The 16928-nt window shown below is 37.0% G+C and carries 16 protein-coding genes; 10 read left to right on the top strand and 6 right to left on the bottom strand.

Going from position 1 to position 16928, the window contains the following annotated elements:
- Positions 1 to 6: 6 nt before the first annotated feature.
- On the bottom strand, positions 7 to 759 hold the full coding sequence (locus AC07UV_RS11215; protein ID WP_495183794.1) for a DUF4262 domain-containing protein: 753 nt from the start codon (positions 757 to 759) through the stop codon (positions 7 to 9).
- Positions 760 to 832: 73 nt separating this feature from the next.
- Positions 833 to 1648, bottom strand: coding sequence for a KilA-N domain-containing protein (locus tag AC07UV_RS11220; RefSeq protein ID WP_495183795.1), 816 nt, complete (start codon positions 1646 to 1648; stop codon positions 833 to 835).
- A 276-nt stretch (positions 1649 to 1924) separates the two neighbouring features.
- On the opposite strand from AC07UV_RS11220, the gene AC07UV_RS11225 reads away from it, so the two are divergent.
- The 4 genes from AC07UV_RS11225 to AC07UV_RS11240 all read left to right on the top strand — a co-directional run bounded on the left by AC07UV_RS11225 (position 1925) and on the right by AC07UV_RS11240 (position 8201).
- Positions 1925 to 4411 (top strand): hypothetical protein, encoded by a 2487-nt coding sequence (locus AC07UV_RS11225; RefSeq protein WP_495183796.1) that lies wholly within the window; start codon positions 1925 to 1927, stop codon positions 4409 to 4411.
- A 725-nt stretch (positions 4412 to 5136) separates the two neighbouring features.
- Entirely contained in the window at positions 5137 to 5370 is a 234-nt protein-coding gene (locus AC07UV_RS11230; protein ID WP_495183797.1) for a hypothetical protein, read from the top strand.
- Between the two features lie 163 nt (positions 5371 to 5533).
- Positions 5534 to 5920 (top strand): DUF7674 family protein, encoded by a 387-nt coding sequence (locus tag AC07UV_RS11235; RefSeq protein ID WP_495183798.1) that lies wholly within the window; start codon positions 5534 to 5536, stop codon positions 5918 to 5920.
- Between the two features lie 211 nt (positions 5921 to 6131).
- The gene (locus AC07UV_RS11240; protein ID WP_495183799.1) at positions 6132 to 8201 is read left to right on the top strand and encodes a hypothetical protein; all 2070 of its coding nucleotides are present in this window, start codon (positions 6132 to 6134) and stop codon (positions 8199 to 8201) included.
- A 186-nt stretch (positions 8202 to 8387) separates the two neighbouring features.
- On the opposite strand, the gene AC07UV_RS11245 is transcribed toward AC07UV_RS11240, so the two are convergent.
- The 3 genes from AC07UV_RS11245 to AC07UV_RS11255 form a co-directional block, all read right to left on the bottom strand.
- A complete protein-coding gene (locus AC07UV_RS11245; protein WP_495183800.1) occupies positions 8388 to 9140 on the bottom strand; it encodes a DUF6794 domain-containing protein in 753 nt (250 codons plus the stop codon).
- 92 nt (positions 9141 to 9232) lie between these two features.
- Complete coding sequence (locus tag AC07UV_RS11250; protein ID WP_495183801.1) at positions 9233 to 9430, bottom strand: hypothetical protein; 198 nt, start codon at positions 9428 to 9430, stop codon at positions 9233 to 9235.
- A 239-nt stretch (positions 9431 to 9669) separates the two neighbouring features.
- Positions 9670 to 9924: a hypothetical protein gene (locus AC07UV_RS11255; protein ID WP_495183802.1), complete on the bottom strand. Its 255-nt coding sequence runs from the start codon at positions 9922 to 9924 to the stop codon at positions 9670 to 9672.
- Between the two features lie 167 nt (positions 9925 to 10091).
- Here AC07UV_RS11255 and AC07UV_RS11260 point away from each other — a divergent pair, with 167 nt between their 5' ends.
- The 5 genes from AC07UV_RS11260 to AC07UV_RS11280 all read left to right on the top strand — a co-directional run bounded on the left by AC07UV_RS11260 (position 10092) and on the right by AC07UV_RS11280 (position 14204).
- Positions 10092 to 10304: a hypothetical protein gene (locus AC07UV_RS11260; protein ID WP_495183803.1), complete on the top strand. Its 213-nt coding sequence runs from the start codon at positions 10092 to 10094 to the stop codon at positions 10302 to 10304.
- A gap of 72 nt (positions 10305 to 10376) precedes the next feature.
- The gene (locus tag AC07UV_RS11265; RefSeq protein WP_495183804.1) at positions 10377 to 10541 is read left to right on the top strand and encodes a hypothetical protein; all 165 of its coding nucleotides are present in this window, start codon (positions 10377 to 10379) and stop codon (positions 10539 to 10541) included.
- Between the two features lie 109 nt (positions 10542 to 10650).
- On the top strand, positions 10651 to 11733 hold the full coding sequence (locus tag AC07UV_RS11270; protein WP_495183805.1) for a sensor histidine kinase: 1083 nt from the start codon (positions 10651 to 10653) through the stop codon (positions 11731 to 11733).
- Positions 11730 to 12443, top strand: coding sequence for a LytR/AlgR family response regulator transcription factor (locus AC07UV_RS11275; RefSeq protein ID WP_495183806.1), 714 nt, complete (start codon positions 11730 to 11732; stop codon positions 12441 to 12443). Before AC07UV_RS11270 ends, AC07UV_RS11275 begins: the two co-directional genes overlap by 4 nt.
- Positions 12444 to 13145: 702 nt before the next feature.
- Positions 13146 to 14204, top strand: a complete 1059-nt coding sequence (locus AC07UV_RS11280) for a sensor histidine kinase (RefSeq protein ID WP_495183807.1) — start codon at positions 13146 to 13148, stop codon at positions 14202 to 14204.
- Positions 14205 to 14234: 30 nt separating this feature from the next.
- Here AC07UV_RS11280 and AC07UV_RS11285 read toward each other — a convergent pair whose 3' ends face one another.
- The gene (locus tag AC07UV_RS11285) at positions 14235 to 15257 is read right to left on the bottom strand and encodes a LacI family DNA-binding transcriptional regulator (RefSeq protein WP_495183808.1); all 1023 of its coding nucleotides are present in this window, start codon (positions 15255 to 15257) and stop codon (positions 14235 to 14237) included.
- Between the two features lie 178 nt (positions 15258 to 15435).
- On the opposite strand from AC07UV_RS11285, the gene AC07UV_RS11290 reads away from it, so the two are divergent.
- Positions 15436 to 16911: a mannitol dehydrogenase family protein gene (locus tag AC07UV_RS11290; RefSeq protein WP_495183809.1), complete on the top strand. Its 1476-nt coding sequence runs from the start codon at positions 15436 to 15438 to the stop codon at positions 16909 to 16911.
- Positions 16912 to 16928: the final 17 nt, after the last annotated feature.

The following is a 16928-nucleotide window of genomic DNA, read 5'->3' on the forward strand; positions in this document are numbered from 1 at the left end:
TAGGGTTTAATGCAAGCTGCTTCGTATCCATTTTTTTCCTATGTCTTTTCTTTCAGCTTCTTCTCCATAGTCAAGATCAAATAGATCGTTTAAAGAGTGATCACGCTTAACGAGTTCTTCTAATGCAACAATGCGGATATCATCTGGCAATTGGTCGCCGCTCAGGAATTGCCAATCACCTTCATGATTATGGACAACGCGCAATATGGGTTTTCTTTCTTCAAGCCATTGACGTGTCGTAAATGCTACCATATTTTTGGGCTCATAGAACTTAAAGTCTGCATTCCTATCTAATAATGGCTGTATGTATAGAAATTCTTCTTCAAAATTTTCTTCAAAGGGAAATTTGTCATTACGGTCTGTCCAGATCAATTGTAGCGCGTCAAACCCTTTATTTTGATAATAATTAAGAGCAGCACCAAAATAGTCTCTTAAATTTTCCGGATCGACAGGTAAAAATATCGCCTTGCTTCCGTCAAAGATATTGTTATATACCCTATTGCTTTCTATTCTTTCGCCATGTTTGATCAAGTCAGAGACATCATTGATAATGATATGTGCCAACTTCGTAGATAACCCTATACAGATTATTTCGGGATGCTGATAAGTTTGTGTCAGGCCAATACTATAAGAGAAGGAGGGTAGATAGTTGCTCGCTGCTACATTGATCACTTCAAGACCAAATTTTTCGACGTTAGCTTTACTCTGTTTATATGAATCCTCAGAATTGCTACAGGTATGTTTGCTTTCTTGGGTCATGTCGCTTATTTTTTTAAGGTATGGATAAGTTTAAACAATTGTAGAAACTTTCTCTAAAAATACGTGTGATTTTCTACTTCAATTTCTTAGCGACCTTATTTTCTACGAGCGACTTCATTTGTGTTACCGCTACTTTATTCAGTTGCATAAGCCGTTCATTTTGTGGTAATCCCTGTTGAATTAATAACGCGTTTATACTTTCCATGTTGCTTAGCACGACCAACTGTTCTATAATCGCGTAGTCTCGAATATTGCCCTTTTTATCAGGATTAGTATCTCTCCATTGTTTGGCTGTCATTCCAAATAGTGCGACATTCAGGATATCAGCTTCGCTGGCATAAACGGAATTCGCTTGCTGCTTGGTAATTTCTGCTGGAATGAGGTTTTCCTTTATTGCATCAGTATGAATGTGATAATTTACTTTGGCTAGTGTCCTTTGTAAGTCCCAGTTCAATTTCAAACGATCATTTTCGTCATCTTTTAGACGTTGAAATTCTTTGATTAAGTAAATTTTAAAATGGGGACTAATCCACATGCCGAATTCAAAAGCTATATCAGGATGTGCATATGTCCCCCCATATCTTCCTGCGGTCGCTTTTAAGCCGATAGCATTTGTCTTCTCGACCCAATCTTTAACACTGATTTTATAACTATTAAGTCCGGCCTGACTTTTAATTATGGCGAATTCGCCATAATTAAAAAGGGGGTTATAAATGCTTTCCCAAATACCCAGATATTCAACTGTGTTTCTGTTTCGAAGCCAATCAGAAATGAAAAAGTCTCCATCTTTAGCTTTTAGCATATCAGTAAGTGAAATAAACTCTTTGCCATTGTCAAGGATGATTGTTATTTCCTTACCCTGTACATTAATCTTTTTATTCTTTGCCATCCATTTAGATTTCATAAATTATTCTTTGTCAGTTTGAGAAAACTAGACCTAATAATTGGCTATTACAATTTTATTTACTTTTTATGAGTATAAATATACTAAAAAAAATAGTAATATATATCTTGTTATAGGTAGAAATTTAAAATAACAACTAAAGGAAAGCTTAAAATCCCTGACTTTTCGGTATCTCGCCAATACCGCTTACATACACCTTCTTTTCCTGAGATAGGGGTACCAGCCCGCCTACTTTTGCTATACACTTTAAATCAAAGAAATATGGCAAATCAGATTTTAATTAAAAACACGATGCAGGAGATGAGGAGCCTCTCCGCCAGCGAAGTCGATGGACTTAAAGGAACCACTCCAATCTATTCAGGCGTAAAGCTGCTCGGCTATTACAAAAAAGGAGATACCCCAGAGCCGATCGTATATTATTACTCTGCTACCGAACCCGGAGGCGATGATGGAGGAAGTGTTATCATTGTCGGAGGCATTAAGCTTATACATCAGTTTAGCGATGGAGTCGATGCGTTCTATTTTGGAGCCCATTGTGATGGCGTGACCAATGATTTAGATTCATTTTACTTCGCAAATGTCTATGCGGGAAAATATAAAAAGGAAGTGATTCTCAGCCGTGATACGTTGATCCAAGCAACAGGACCTCGTGCTACAATGGGTGGATCTTCGCTCAGGGCGATCAACGGGGCAAAACTGATCGTTGATGGTAATGTTCAGATCAATACGACCAATGTCAAACGCCTGCATATGACAGACCTTGAGATTGAACTGCGTAATAACTGGGGAACTAATACCACAGCGCACAACTGCCGTACCCTATTTTATTCTTCTGGGACAAAGGCCGACCGTTACATCTATTATCGCAATATTATTTGTCGGGCAATAGTTCCTGAAGAGAATGGGACATACCGTGCGAAAGGATTGATCGAGGAATCTGGAATAATGGGTGGTGAGATCAGCAATATCATCACTTACAACATCCATGCAAGCATCACGACCGATCGGAATGTTGGTGGCAATTTGTCACTTTCCAAGGGCTTGCTTATCGCGGACTGCAAATTCTACAATGCTGCTTCCGGTGTGGTAAATAATACCTGGAATAGCTATATCCAGAATATCGAATTGATCAATACGCAGGAACAAAGCGCAAATTTTGTTCAGAAAGATATACCTACCATTCCGGAGCCTTATGGAATGGACTGTGTCTTGAGTTCAGGGAGCTATACCACCTATACTAATATTCGTGCGATCAATCCTATTGAGAGGTGTATCTATGTACAGGCAAGCCATGTTTATGCCGAAAACCTCTATTCGGTCAATGGTGACGGGTTCAAGTTTGTGGGCTATGACGAAAATAAGCTCGTTGAAAATATCAGGGTCAAAAATACCACCTGGGTCATCACTGATGAATTTGCCGATCTGCGGAAATTTATGTCACATACCCAGTTGTATTATGTCAAAAACATCTGGATCGAAGACGTCAAGATCATCAATCAGTCATCCGCTTCAAAAGCCCTATTAAAAGAATTTGGCAGTATTCGGGGCTATGCCAAGAATGTGTATATCAAGAACGTGCAGCATATCGGGACTCCTATGGCTGTTGGTTTTATGCGAATGGCATTGCCAGACGAGCCTGTCGCTGGATCTTGGGAAGTTTATAAAAATATCAATATCGAAAACTGTAGTTTTTCTGTCTACAGAAATAAAGTCAACGGAACCATATTACGGACGGGAAGCGAAACAGGTGAAGTAAAGAATAGCTGGACAGGCTATACGAAGGCTGATTACATTGCCAACGGTGTCAATATCATCAATTGTACTGTGGACAATAGTCAGCGGCAGGATAAATCACCTTATTACTACCGAGGGATCAAAAATTTCCACGCGTCAGGTAATACGGCCACTTCGCTGCTTGAGCATGGCTCAGGTTTTATAGATCCTGCTTTGGCAGCCGAGCTCAATAATCAGTCCCAATCTGTTTCTATTCAGGATACTTTCCGAACAGATAACATTGGGCTTGCACTTAATGCTGCTGATGGATTTAGATTCAAGGATCTGTCAACGATAACATTTAATGAAAACAAGACGAATGCGCAATTGGTGATCAGTAATCACAAAGACGGGTTGGTATCCCTTTGTTTCCTTAAATCTTGGTTACCGAGTAAAACAGTAAACTCGGTACTCAATATCGGTACTCACAATGCAATTGTGACTTCAAAGTCCGCCTATGGTCAGTATATCGGCGAGATCAAATCGGGTGTTTTGACAAATAGGTTGGGGGATATTACTCCAACAGGATTTATCGCTTACAATGGACAATCCAAGGAACTTTCTATTAATTCCTTTGATGCTGATCGCATCATGGATGTGGAGGTTTTACTGACAGCTGACCAAAGCCCATTCAAGATTATCCCGTCCTTGACGATGTCTGCGATTATTAATGCTTCAGGTACTACTTCGGCTGCAGCGGCTCTTTGGGGTGTCAGTACATATGTCGATCTGATGGGGGCGAAGAAAATACGTTACAATGGCCGGTTTGGTAATCAGGGAAGCCGGATTGCATTTTATAGCAATAATGGTGCTGCAGCCTTTCTATCAGCCTATCCGCAGACGGATATGGTTATCACTAATCAGGAAATTGCTGTGCCTGAGGATGCTTTATATGCACGAATTAGTTGCTATGACCCGCAGTCCAATAATTTCTATCTGCTATTGGAAGATGAGAATGGAGGTATTTTGGTATAGTATATTTTAAATACTTTGAAGTATACAGTGAATCAATATTTAATATTAAACCCGTCAGATTTGACGGGTTTATTTCCGTATATCTATTTTAAATACATGATGTCAGCATTAGCCTGAACAAGTTGGACCGCTTCACCTGAAAGAGGAGCAAACACGCCAACGGTAAGTAATTTGGGGTTTAGCAGCGATAGATGGAAATGACCTAAACAAGTTTGATTCTATGGTAGATTTTTTAATAAAGAATTTGCCTTTAATTGATAAGCCAGTTCAAAATGTTGTTAAGTGGACTCTATAATATTTTTCTTGATAGTATTGGATGAAAATAAGTAAGGTAAAAAGATGGCTCCATATAGTACCAATACATTAACGTCTAGCAATGTTGTTTTCTTAAAAGCCACTGAAGTACCGATTACCATACCGTTAATAAAAAGACAAAAAGCAATAGTAATAAGTGCTTTTTTCTTTATCAATAATTTCCTGATTTTCAAATCTTTCATTTTTTTGCTTACTTTATCAGTAAAATAAATGTACCAAAAATATTTTAAAAAATGCAGAATTGGGAGCATATTGAATCCTAAGGATTATAGAGCTTCCTTAAAACAAAACAAAAAACTAAATTTTACCTTCTAAAGGTTTTGCCATTCATCGTATTATTTCTTGTTCATTACCAATTGCAGGATTTGGATAATGACAAAATTAAGTCTGAACTTAAAATATTTGAATAAATGATATTAAAGGAAAAAGTAATCGCAGCACTCAGTAAAAAGTTATCTCTGCCTTATACTGGGACAGAGCAGGACTGGGAAATCGGAATGGCAGACTCCTCGCAGATAAATGAATTTATTGATTTGTATCACCAATATGATTTAGCATTTGAGGAAAGGATGGCTTTAATGCCTCTGATTGTTGCATCCTATGATGATTATCTAAATGAGTATGACCTTGCAGTAGATCGCTGATGCGTTAGAATTTGCAGAAGTGAACTACAAAGCTTCTTCTAATAATTATACATTTGCAGGAATGATTCAAGAAGAGTATCGGGATTATGTTAAACGTTAATTTTTGTATCAGAATTCAAGATAAATTGAATCGATCGAGAAATGAATAAATTGTTCTAATTTAATGATGATGAAAGATAAGTATTTGTTTATTAATGAGTTGGTTCTGTTGTTTCCAGCTTTGGAGGAGGGGTTTCAAGATAACGATTATACCGCTTCTATTACCTTTCAAATGGGTAGTTTCAAACGGTTTATACAGGAAGCGATAGATGGAAATGATCTAAACAAGTTTGATTCTATGGTAGATTTTCTAGTAAAAAATTTGCCTTTAGTTGATAAGCCAATTCAAAATGCCATTTATATAAGTTTTTTAGGCAAGTTAAATTTTTCTAAAAACCCCAATATAAAAAAGCGGTTAGGCGAGAGTTTAAGTAAGGCTTATTCTGATATCGAAAATTATAATAATTCTGGAGCTCGTGAAAAAGTTGAAAAATTCCTTAAGAAATTCTGATTTTATAAGCCCCCGAAAAAACTTAGTCGAGAAGATTAAAACTGACTTTTTATTGTTTTGTCAAACTTGACTTGCGAAAGGACATGAATCCAATTCTCGTTCTTGAAGACTTTTCGGTATCTCCCCGTTACCGCTTACTTACCTCTTCTTTTCCTCAAATAGCGGTTCCAGCCCCCCTACTTTTGCTAAACACTTTAAAAGAAAAGAAAATATGGCAAATCAATTTTTAATTAAAAACACAATGGCAGATATGCGAGCATTATCTGCAAGTGAAATCACAGCATTGCAAAATGGAACCTACCTTGGGGTAAAGCTTTTCGGTTATTATCAGTTAGGAGATACTCCGAATCCAATTGTTTACTCTTATGACACCATAAGTTCAGCAGCCGATAACGGTGGTTCTGTAATCATTGTTGGTTCGACACGGTTAATCCACAATTTTAGTGATGGTTGTGTCGATGTTCGCTATTTTGGGGCGAAACAGGACAGTGGGCAAACCAATAATACACCCTTCATCCAAAAGGCAGCCAATTTAAAATTGCCATTGATCATTACGAATGTAAACGATGGATACTATTTAATAGATGGACATGTGAGAATCTATAATTCAGTAAAAGGAATAAACAATCCCATTCTAAAGGTTGCAGAAAGTGTTAATGATAATGTTGCCCTACCTTTAATGCGCAAGGGTGTCTTTGTATTGCATAATTCCCAAGATGATAAGTTTAAAACGATTGAAGGAATCACTTTTGATGGTAGCTGGAATAGCACATCTAATCACTCTGAACAACAGCATAGTATCTGGATATCGAGTTCAAATAATGTGATTGTTCGAGAAAATGTTTTTAAAAACTGTCTTGGTGATGGAATCAGCATGCAGTGGAGTTATTTAACATATGAAGAGGTCGACCAAAAGTATTCACAACACGTCATTATAGAAGACAATATTTTTGATAATCAATTTCGAAATGCAATTACGGCTAACAGTGCCAGGAAAATAACGATTGCAAGAAATAAGATAACAAAATATAACGCTTACGTTTCTCCGATTGATTTAGAACCTGTGAAGGATGCAAAGACTCCTATCTATAAATTAGAAGATATCATTATTGAAAATAATATCATCACAGCAGAAAATTGTAATTATTGCATTAATTTTTACGGGTCTCCTTTTACCGAAGGCCGAAACTTGATGGTTAATAATAATATTTTGAGATCCATAGAATCGGGATTGAGATGTACTGCGAGTTTTGTTGACCTATTTGACATCACATTTAGTAATAATACCGTTCATGCAAAGTTGATGGTTGATCTAAGGGGACCATTAAAATCCCATAATGTCAAAATTTATCATAACAAACCATTAGCTGGGAATAAAATAACCGCCATTGTTTCAGGTGCATATGCGCAGAATGTGGAGGTTTTTGGAAATTATAGTGATACCAGCGGTACCAACTACGAAAATATTTCGATTGGGGGGCAAGATGCAACGGATTTTAAAATTTATAACAATTATTTAATAAGTGATAAATCATGTGTAAAATTGAGTAAACCAATCCAGAATGTCGATGTTTATAATAATTATATGGAGAGTTCTGATAGTGAATGTATATTCTTTAGAAGTTTGAATTTTCAGGGAGAGTATAAAAATATTAAGATCAGAAACAACTATTTAAACTCGGTAAGTAAGTCCGTTACTATTGATTCCGATTTTACAGCAGAAAATGTTGAGATCTCTACCAATATGTATGTCAATAATAAAACTTTTTCACCAGGCAAATTCGTTGTTGACATCAATAAATCTACCAGCGAACTGGAAACACATAATATTATTCAGAAGTATTCAAGGGCTGTACCTATGGATGGATCTGGGTTTAATTTAAATTTGATTCAAAAGGTAGATTCTTATAAAGATGATTACGTAAATAGGGATGTGGTTGCAGATAAATATTATGCAATTCATAACGGGTATATGCTCGGGATTGGATTTAATGGCGAACATATTAGAAAAATTGGCGATCAGCTCATGCCCAATTCCAGTCAGAAGAAAGTAGGGGAGCGGCTTACAAATCCTAAAGGTGGTATTGGTAATACATTGTTTATTGTTGAAGATGCGACCGGTAAAAATTGGAATCCTGTTAAAACAATCCTATCAGGTAGTACCTCACAACGTCCAACCGTGAACGTTGTCGGAGTTGAGTTTTTCGATATTACGTTAGGAAAACCGATCTATTGGAACGGTATTGATTGGGTTGATGCCAGTGGACAATCAACGTCATAAATGGTGAAGATCAACATTTCATGTTGTAATTTTACACTGTCTCATTAAGTATGTAAGTTATAAAAATGCGGAGTTCGAAAGGATTTCACATTTTCTATTTACACACTTAGTGGGACAGTCCCTAATTGATCAAAGAAGTGTTATTTTGTCAGCTTTATTCCGAGCGTTTTTCTATTTAGTCAAGATTTATGGAGTCCAATACTTTTTATAATATTTTAGCTGCGATTTTACATCGGGATCTTTCACCTTTAATTTCCGATAATAACTCGTTAATATGATACCGGACATGTCGTCAGGATGTCTTATTCCCCGTTTGGCGAAATATGCGGAAAGCCTTGAACCTCCCCAGAGTCCCCAGTTATTTCTCATCCACATTCCAAATCCGAAATGTGCGCCAGCCATAAACTCTGACTCTGTCATTTCTCTTACTTTATTTTTAGTGCTATCGTCCCAGAACGAGTCTATTTGGACAAAGCAATCTTCAAGGTTTTTCGGAATATAAATACTGGCAATTGTGTCCGCATTCATTCGCTGTTTAATTTCCTTTTTCAGTTTGTTTTCCTTCAGTTTGAATGACTTCAGGATAGAATCTTCTTTTACATAATCATCTGAGAGCAGCAGTTTATAGTATTCCAAAATGACATCTTTTTTAAAGTTGTGGATTCCTTTATTATTTAAATATCTAAATAATGGAGATTTTCGGGTTGAAAGGAGCGAGTCAATCAATTCAAATTCACTGTTAAGTTCATCGCTGGTAAATTCACGTAACTCTTCCTGATCAATATCCTTGATTACGTTTTTTAGGCTGTCCGAAACATTAATATTTAGGAATGAAGCTATTTCTTTCAGATTTCTAGGAAGAGAGTTTTGCGCAGAAGCAGAGGGCAGTGACAAAACAACTGATATAAGTGCAAGCAATATAAATTTTAGTGTCGCCATATTGTTAATATAAAGCAGTTTTAAATTCAAATAATTAGATTCAAACAGTTCTTGAACTAATTTATGAATTTATTCTTTCAGAAGATATTTATTTATCGATTCTGCCAGCATCTTCCACCGGCTACAACGATACATTTGCAGTAACCGCCCGATTTATTTTTAGCACCACAGGCCGAGAATGTAGGTTTGGTGCCACCACCAGTATTTCCACTGTTGCCGCTGTCTGTATTTTTGTAGGAGCCGTAGACTGCCGATCCTCTTTCCCTTATTCTTTTACTTCGAATCCCCAAGTTTGTGTATGTGCGGTTTCAGATCCGGATGTTTGGGTTTCGTTTCGGGAGTAACCCGTCGTCTTATGTCGGGTGCGCCATCAGGTTTGTTTAGCTTCGGTCCCGGTTTGATTGCTTTAATTGTTTCCATATAAAAAATGCTTTTAGCTAAAATATGATGAAATTTTATACAGCTTTTGTGGTATCCCGTAATAAGTAGGCTTGATAATTAATTTGGAAAATATATAAATTTATATAACCTAATGCTTTTTTCTAAAAGCATCAATTTCCCATTTACTAAAATGTCTTTCTAAGCGATAAACCTCTGCTATATCTGTTGTATATTGATAATATTTGTAAGTCTTTTCAAATTCTCTTTCATATTTAGATATAAATCTGTCTATTTCTAATCTGATGCTTGCATTGTATTCCGAATAAATTGTTATTAAATATTGCTCTATAATATCCATTAGTTCCCACACTTCATTGTAGGTAGGAAACAGATCTTGTGTCATAATATTGATTTCGCTGTCATAGGTAAAGATTTAAAATAACAACTCAAGAAAGTTTCAAAATCCCTGACTTTTCGGTTCCTTCGGAATACCGCTTAGATACCGCTTCTTTTTCTCAGCTAGCGCTACTAACAAATCTACTTTTTCTGTACACTTTAAAAAGAAGAAATATGGCAAATCAATTTTTAATTAAGAACAGCATGGAGGAGATGAAAAACCTCTCCCCAAATGAGATTGCATGGTTACAAGGAGCATATCCAGTCTATTCAGTTGTCAAGATACTCGGCTATTACTCAGCAGGAGATACCCCTGAGCCAATCATTTATTACCCGTCCACCACTGATCCAAGCGCAGATGATGGCGGAAGCGTAATATTCAAATAGTCAAAAATTGTTTGAATTAAATGGTAATCGATTTTCGAATCAGGATGGTCAATGGTATCAAAATCTCCAGCAATGGCTTTTCTTAATTTTTCTACTAAGAACATTTCGGAATATACCTATGTTACCGTTAGGGCAGTACAGATTCGGAAAAATAGATGGTTTAAAAAATTTGAGATCCCTTCCGACGCAGATTTCAATAATTGGATGGGTGCGCTTGCTGAAAAAGTACTGGAGTAAGCTTTTATAACCTGATCGCTGATATTTCTAGACGAAAGCGAGATTATTCTATACGAAACCATTGTTTCGGTGTAGTGTCACGCAGGTAAAAGGAATACCTTTGTAAAGGATGAAAGATGAGTTAGTTATGCATGATTTTGAGAATGGGATTTTTTTGCGTTATTTTTTGGAAAAAAAATTTAGATATTGGCGGCATATTGTTTTCTTGCTATCCCTCTTGTTCTTTTGTTTAAGTACAAAGTTTGAAATGCCCTCCTTTATAGGGTGTTACAGAATTTATTATTCATTATTGGTTTGGTTTGTTATTGTAAGCCTGTTTTATTTCAATATGTATGTATTGTTGCCTTTGTTTTTCTTTAAAAGGAGATACGAACTCTACGTATTGCTTTTGACTTTGGCCATATTAGGATGTCTAATCATCCTCGCTCAAATCAGTGTGTATATCCATTCCATTCATCCTTTTCCTATCATAATGAAGCCAATAACATTTTTAAGCTTTATTGATGGTTTATTTATTTGCTTTCCATTTATTCTGGTAACAACTACATTTAAACTTCTTAAACGTTGGATTGCCGATAGTAAACGAATTTCAGAATTAAAGAACATGGCCTTGTCAGCAGAATTAACCGTATTAAAAAATCAAATTCAGCCCCATTTCTTGTTTAATATGCTCAATAATATTAAGGTTTTAATTAAAAAGGATGCAGAGTTAGCCACGCAAGTGGTTATAAAATTATCTGATTTTCTACGTTACCAACTTTATGAAAATAATAGTGATAAAACACTATTAAAAACCGAAATAAATTTCATATCCAATTTTTTAAAATTGGAAGAACTACGAAGGGATCATTTATCGACAACGGTCACCTGTACGTCCGAATTGGCTAATAAGAACTTTTTTATCCCTTCGCATCTTTTTACAACTTTTGTTGAGAATGCAATTAAGCATAGTTTAGGCTCAACAGAAAAAGATGCGTTTATACATGTTGGTTTCTTTTGCGGGGAAGAACGTCTTTATTTTGAATGTGAAAACTCAAAAGGTGTTGATTCCTTCGCGGCAAAAACTAAATACAGTGGAGTCGGTCTTGCCAATGTCAGACGTAAATTAGAATTACTCTATAAAAACAATTATACATTGGATATTAAATCCGGTGATACAACATATTATGTCAAACTTACAGTCCCATTATGAAATGTATTATTGTTGATGATGAACCTCTTGCGCGGGAGGGAATGCGGAATCTGCTGGAGGAGATACCATTGGTTGAAGTCATAGCCGAATTTGCCAATGCGCTGTCGGCTTTGAATTTTATAAAAAATAATCCGGTAGATCTCCTGTTTTTGGATATTGAGATGCCGACATTAAATGGGCTGGATTTTGCAGAACTGTTGGCTGAGGATCAGCTTATTATATTGACCACCGCTTACCCGCAATATGCGCTCAAAAGTTATGATTTAGGTGCTATTGATTATCTACTCAAACCAATCAAGAAAGATCGTCTAATAAAAGCCATTGAGAAAGCTGCTGTTTATAGAGAATTGCTGACACGCCAGGAGAGTCAGCACAGCTTTGAATCGAGCAACAAAGAAGCATTATTTATCAAGTCCGAAAGGAAATATTATAAGGTTAATTTTTCGGATATTCGATTTATTGAAGCGCTGAAAGACTATGTGATCATCTATACGCAGGACCAAAAGTTGATTACCGCAATGAATTTAAAGACCATTCATAGTAAACTTCCTGAAAATACAATGCTTCGTGTTAGTAAATCCTATTTGGTTAACCTTGCTTTTATAGATGCTTTTGACAACCATACCATCTACATCGATAAATTTGAGATCCCGATCGGTGATATTTATCGCGATTTATTTTTTCGGAGATATGCCAATGATTTCAGATAAGCCATATTCGACGATCAGGAAGAACTTACTGTTTTGTTTTTGCTGAGCTTATGTTCTATACAATCTAAAAAATGAATATACAACTGTTTTCTCTCGATCAAAAATAAAATGGGATCTTCGACTCTTTTGGTGGCTTCTACCTGCATAATGAATAGGTTATCATCGAGGATGAAGCTGATAAATCTGATGCCCGGAACTAACTCAAGAAGACCAGTGATAAGTTCCTTCCTGCGTAAAAGGGCAGCTTTGTTTATTAAAAAAGAGTGTTTATAACAGATCATAGAAAATAGAATAGTAGCCTAAAAATAGGATAACACCACTAAATTTGTTGATAAACCAAAGGAGATGATCAAGTATTGTTTTCATTTTATTTTTTTTATATATAAGTATTCAATTAGAAGGGCAAAAAAAACCCATCTCTTTCTTGTACGAAACTAAAAAAAACATTTGCTGCTTTGGTATAATTTATACCAAAGCACTTCCTTTTTATACAAAAATGGAAATGATTAGCGTATCCGTTTCAAACCAATAGATGATAGAGAATTATATATTTAGCTTGTTAATTAGCGATAATTAACAGAAATAAAACCTACCTTTATTCGGTTAGCACACTATCTGTTAGTTGATCGAAATTCGTATAATTTTGGTATGGACAATTATAAAAACCATAAAGACTTTTTTTTCGAAAGTTATTTTCTGAAAATGGACTTTTTATTACATTTAATTAATTCTAAGAAATATAGAGTTGCCCGTCATATTTTTAGCCTGGTCTTGTTTGCGTTTTGTTTAGCTATCGTCAAGAAATGGGAACGGTATCAGGGTATTTATGACTACCTGGATTTTGCTTTCTATTTCGGTATGATTGTTCTCTTATTTTATATCAATATGTATATTTTGATACCAAGAGTCCTTTTTAATGGAAAATCCCTCTATTATTTTATACTTTACGTTATTTGTATTTTAATTGCGGTCTTGATTGCAGTATACTTTGAAGATATGGTGCTGGAACCACGCCGGACTTCTTTGGGGATTCAACTGGAAGAAAAAGATACATTCGCAAGATATTTTTTAAATATTATGTGGACTTGTATCTTGATTTTCTTTTCTACAGCCCTCAAATTTTTCCAGCGATGGATCAGTGATACTGAGAAAATGATCGATTTAAAAAGGGATGCTGTGACGAGCGAACTCGTCGCTCTGCGCAATCAGATCAATCCGCATTTTCTGTTTAACATGCTAAATAACATTAATGTGCTGGCAAAAACAAACAGCCCCAAAGTATCGCCTCTTATCGAACAGTTTTCAGATTTTCTACGTTATTTAATTTACGATTCCGATCAAAATTTTGTATCCCTGGCCAAAGAAGTTAAATTTGTTCGGGATTATTTGGAACTAGAAAACGTGAGACGTGATGAGTTTACCTATCAAGTGATCTTTGATGAAGATGAGATCAGGTTTCAGGGTATACCACCTAATATTGTCCTGATCCTGGTAGAAAACGCAATTAAACATAGTGTAGACCCAATGGACCCCACCTTTGTTCGTGTAAGTTTTCATTTAACGGCGGAACATATTTTTGTTCAGGTAAGCAATTCAGTATCAAACCATCGTCATCTGAAGGAAACACCACAAGGGATCGGATTATTGAATTTAAATCGTCGTTTGAAATTGCTTTTTGATACAAACTATGAACTGACGCTGTCTGAGAAGGGAAATGTGTTTACAGCTGATTTGACATTACCATTGACAAAAGGCATCTAGTGATCTAATCTACATTGATGGAAAACTTTATTATTGGCCTTGCTGACCTATGGTGGATGCGCGATAAATAAGCTCCGCATCCAATAAAATCGTTCTGCTATTGGCTGTTGGATTTTTTATCTTTTCCAGTATAAGCTCAGCAGCATTTTTTCCCATGCTGATCAAGGGTTGTTGCACATTTGTCAGTGGTGGATATACCATTGTGGCAAGCTCCGTGCCCGAAAAACTGGCTATGGCAACCTGATCTGGTATTCGAATTCCTTGCTCCAATAAGTAATTCATCGCACCTATGGCTAGCGTATCCGTAAAGGCAAATATGCTATCAAATTGGATCCCTTTTTCCATCAACTGCTTTATAACGTCTCGTCCATCTTCAAACAAAAGTCCTTCCGTACCACACAGTAATTCGGGATCAAATAAACCATGCTTCCTTAGAATACGCTTATAACCCATCGCTCTTTCCGATGCATTGCGGACACTCTTGGGGCCCATAATATGTACAATTCTCTTTTTGCCGATGCCAACCAAATGCTCAACCATCAAAGCGGCTTTCATATTGTCGTTGATAATTACTTTGGAAACATCAAGTGACACAGGCGGGATTCGGTCGAAAAATACCATCGGAATACCTTTATCGATAATTTTTTGATAGGCATCCTTGTTTTCGGTTTCGTGACACAGATTAATTAGCATACCATCTACATTAAATTCTTCCAGCAGGAATAAGTTTTTACGCTCAATAGCGGGATCCTCATCAGATTGCATAATAATGATACGATAGCCCAACGGATATAACAGCTCTTGGGCTCCCCGCAATACCGAGGAAGAAAATGGGGTCGTCATTTCAGGTACCACAAAACCTATATTTTTAGACTGCCCATACTTTAGGTTTAATGCGGTTGGATTCGGTTTATAACCTAATTTTTCGGCGGCTTCCAGCACAATTCTTTTTGTTTCGGGATGAATGTTTTTATCATTGAGGAAAGCCCTGGATATGGTGGATGTTGAAAGGGCCAGCTGTTTTGAAAGATCTTTGATGGTAATACGCTTCATAATTTAAACCGATTTCAAATGATTATCCCAAAAATAAGGATAACAAAGCTTACCTGGGAACGATCCCCGAATTTTGGTATCGTTCCCAGGTGTATATTATTGATAATCACAGGTTAATATTGCTACTGATACGATATGTTTGTTTATCCAAGGGAATTTTATACCAATATAATTTTACATGAACGGGAATAAACACAATTATGATTGTAAAAGTATCCAATCCGGAATTTTACATATTGGCGTCGGCAATTTTCACCGCGCACATCAGGCATTTTATATCGATCGCCTGCTCAATGATGGGGACCAGTCCTCCTGGGGAATTTGTGGTGTATGTCTCCTCCCATCTGATGAAAATATCGTTCGCAAATTAAGGGCACAGCAACTTTGCTATACATTGACGGTATGTGGGAGAGATGGCCAGAACGCCATGCGTCACATTCGATCTATCCGTGAGATGTTATGGGCGGTAGAGGATCCACAGGCAGTAATCTCCAAGATAGCGGATCCCACAATTAAGATCATTACCCTAACGATTACTGAAGGGGGCTATCAGATAGACCGGTCCACACAGGAGTTTAGCTTGGATAGTGATGCTATTCAGCATGATCTGCGAAATCCGCAGGCGCCAACAACTGTTTTCGGTTACGTTGCCGAAGGGCTCCGTCAGCGAAGGAAAGCCGGTAGCGGCGGATTGACCTTGCTTTCCTGTGATAACCTGCAGCATAATGGTGATGTCGCCAGAAAAGCATTTACCAGTTTTATCTATGCACAGGATCGAGAATTAGGACAGTGGGTCGATCAGCAGGTCAGTTTTCCCAATAGTATGGTCGATCGCATTACTCCGATGACTACACCGGCGGATATCACGCGCTTAAACAAACAGAATAGTGAGTCTGATCAGGTACCAGTCTATTGCGAAGATTTTATCCAATGGGTCATTGAAGATAACTTCATTGCCGGAAGACCGGCCTTGGAAAGGGTAGGTGTGCAGTTTACGGATGATGTCAAAGCATTCGAAAATATGAAGTTAAGCCTACTGAATGCTGCCCATACATTATTGTCTTACCCATCCTTCTTAAAAGGATATCGCAAAGTTGATGTGGCAATGCATGACCCGGTTATATACGGCTTTATCAAGGATTTTATGGATATGGATGTGACACCCCATGTGCCAGCTCCGACGGGGATCGATTTAGCACAATACAAACAGACATTGCTTGCACGTTTTGCCAATAGCGCTGTCAGCGATCAGGTCAGCAGGCTCTGTGCAGATGGGATCTCGAAGTTTCCTGTTTATATCATCCCCACGGTAGCCAAGATGCGCGCTAACGGGCAAGATCTTACACGGATAGCATTGCTACTGGCTTCCTATCGGCATTATCTTCACTACAAAATGGATGATCAGGGTGCTTCCTATGATATACAGGAACCTTGGCTAACGGCCGCGGATGAGCAAAAACTAAACAGCACCGATCCCTTGGAATTTTTATCGATCGCTATTTTTGGAAGCCTTAATCTCGATCGTGTTAATGACTTTGTCGATCGCTATTTGCGCTTTGTCAACCAGATTCAACAGGCTGGAATGGCTGCTGCTTTAAGTGATTATCATCGCTTATACCTAGATAGCTCGCCCCAAGCCGATCTTTTATATTAACAATTTATAACGAACTA

Source organism: Sphingobacterium sp. GW821-FHT03E03 (genome assembly GCF_059420745.1).

Excerpts from the sequence above, each read along its gene's own strand:
- AC07UV_RS11255 (WP_495183802.1), bottom strand. The coding sequence starts at position 9,924 with ATGACACAAGATCTGTTTCCTACCTACAATGAAGTGTGGGAACTAATG.
- AC07UV_RS11270 (WP_495183805.1), top strand. The coding sequence starts at position 10,651 with ATGAAAGATGAGTTAGTTATGCATGATTTTGAGAATGGGATTTTTTTG.
- AC07UV_RS11230 (WP_495183797.1), top strand. The coding sequence starts at position 5,137 with ATGATATTAAAGGAAAAAGTAATCGCAGCACTCAGTAAAAAGTTATCT.
- AC07UV_RS11285 (WP_495183808.1), bottom strand. The coding sequence starts at position 15,257 with ATGAAGCGTATTACCATCAAAGATCTTTCAAAACAGCTGGCCCTTTCA.
- AC07UV_RS11265 (WP_495183804.1), top strand. The coding sequence starts at position 10,377 with ATGGCTTTTCTTAATTTTTCTACTAAGAACATTTCGGAATATACCTAT.
- AC07UV_RS11260 (WP_495183803.1), top strand. The coding sequence starts at position 10,092 with ATGGCAAATCAATTTTTAATTAAGAACAGCATGGAGGAGATGAAAAAC.
- AC07UV_RS11275 (WP_495183806.1), top strand. The coding sequence starts at position 11,730 with ATGAAATGTATTATTGTTGATGATGAACCTCTTGCGCGGGAGGGAATG.
- AC07UV_RS11240 (WP_495183799.1), top strand. The coding sequence starts at position 6,132 with ATGGCAAATCAATTTTTAATTAAAAACACAATGGCAGATATGCGAGCA.
- AC07UV_RS11280 (WP_495183807.1), top strand. The coding sequence starts at position 13,146 with ATGGACTTTTTATTACATTTAATTAATTCTAAGAAATATAGAGTTGCC.
- AC07UV_RS11245 (WP_495183800.1), bottom strand. The coding sequence starts at position 9,140 with ATGGCGACACTAAAATTTATATTGCTTGCACTTATATCAGTTGTTTTG.
- AC07UV_RS11225 (WP_495183796.1), top strand. The coding sequence starts at position 1,925 with ATGGCAAATCAGATTTTAATTAAAAACACGATGCAGGAGATGAGGAGC.
- AC07UV_RS11215 (WP_495183794.1), bottom strand. The coding sequence starts at position 759 with ATGACCCAAGAAAGCAAACATACCTGTAGCAATTCTGAGGATTCATAT.
- AC07UV_RS11220 (WP_495183795.1), bottom strand. The coding sequence starts at position 1,648 with ATGGCAAAGAATAAAAAGATTAATGTACAGGGTAAGGAAATAACAATC.
- AC07UV_RS11235 (WP_495183798.1), top strand. The coding sequence starts at position 5,534 with ATGATGATGAAAGATAAGTATTTGTTTATTAATGAGTTGGTTCTGTTG.
- AC07UV_RS11290 (WP_495183809.1), top strand. The coding sequence starts at position 15,436 with ATGAACGGGAATAAACACAATTATGATTGTAAAAGTATCCAATCCGGA.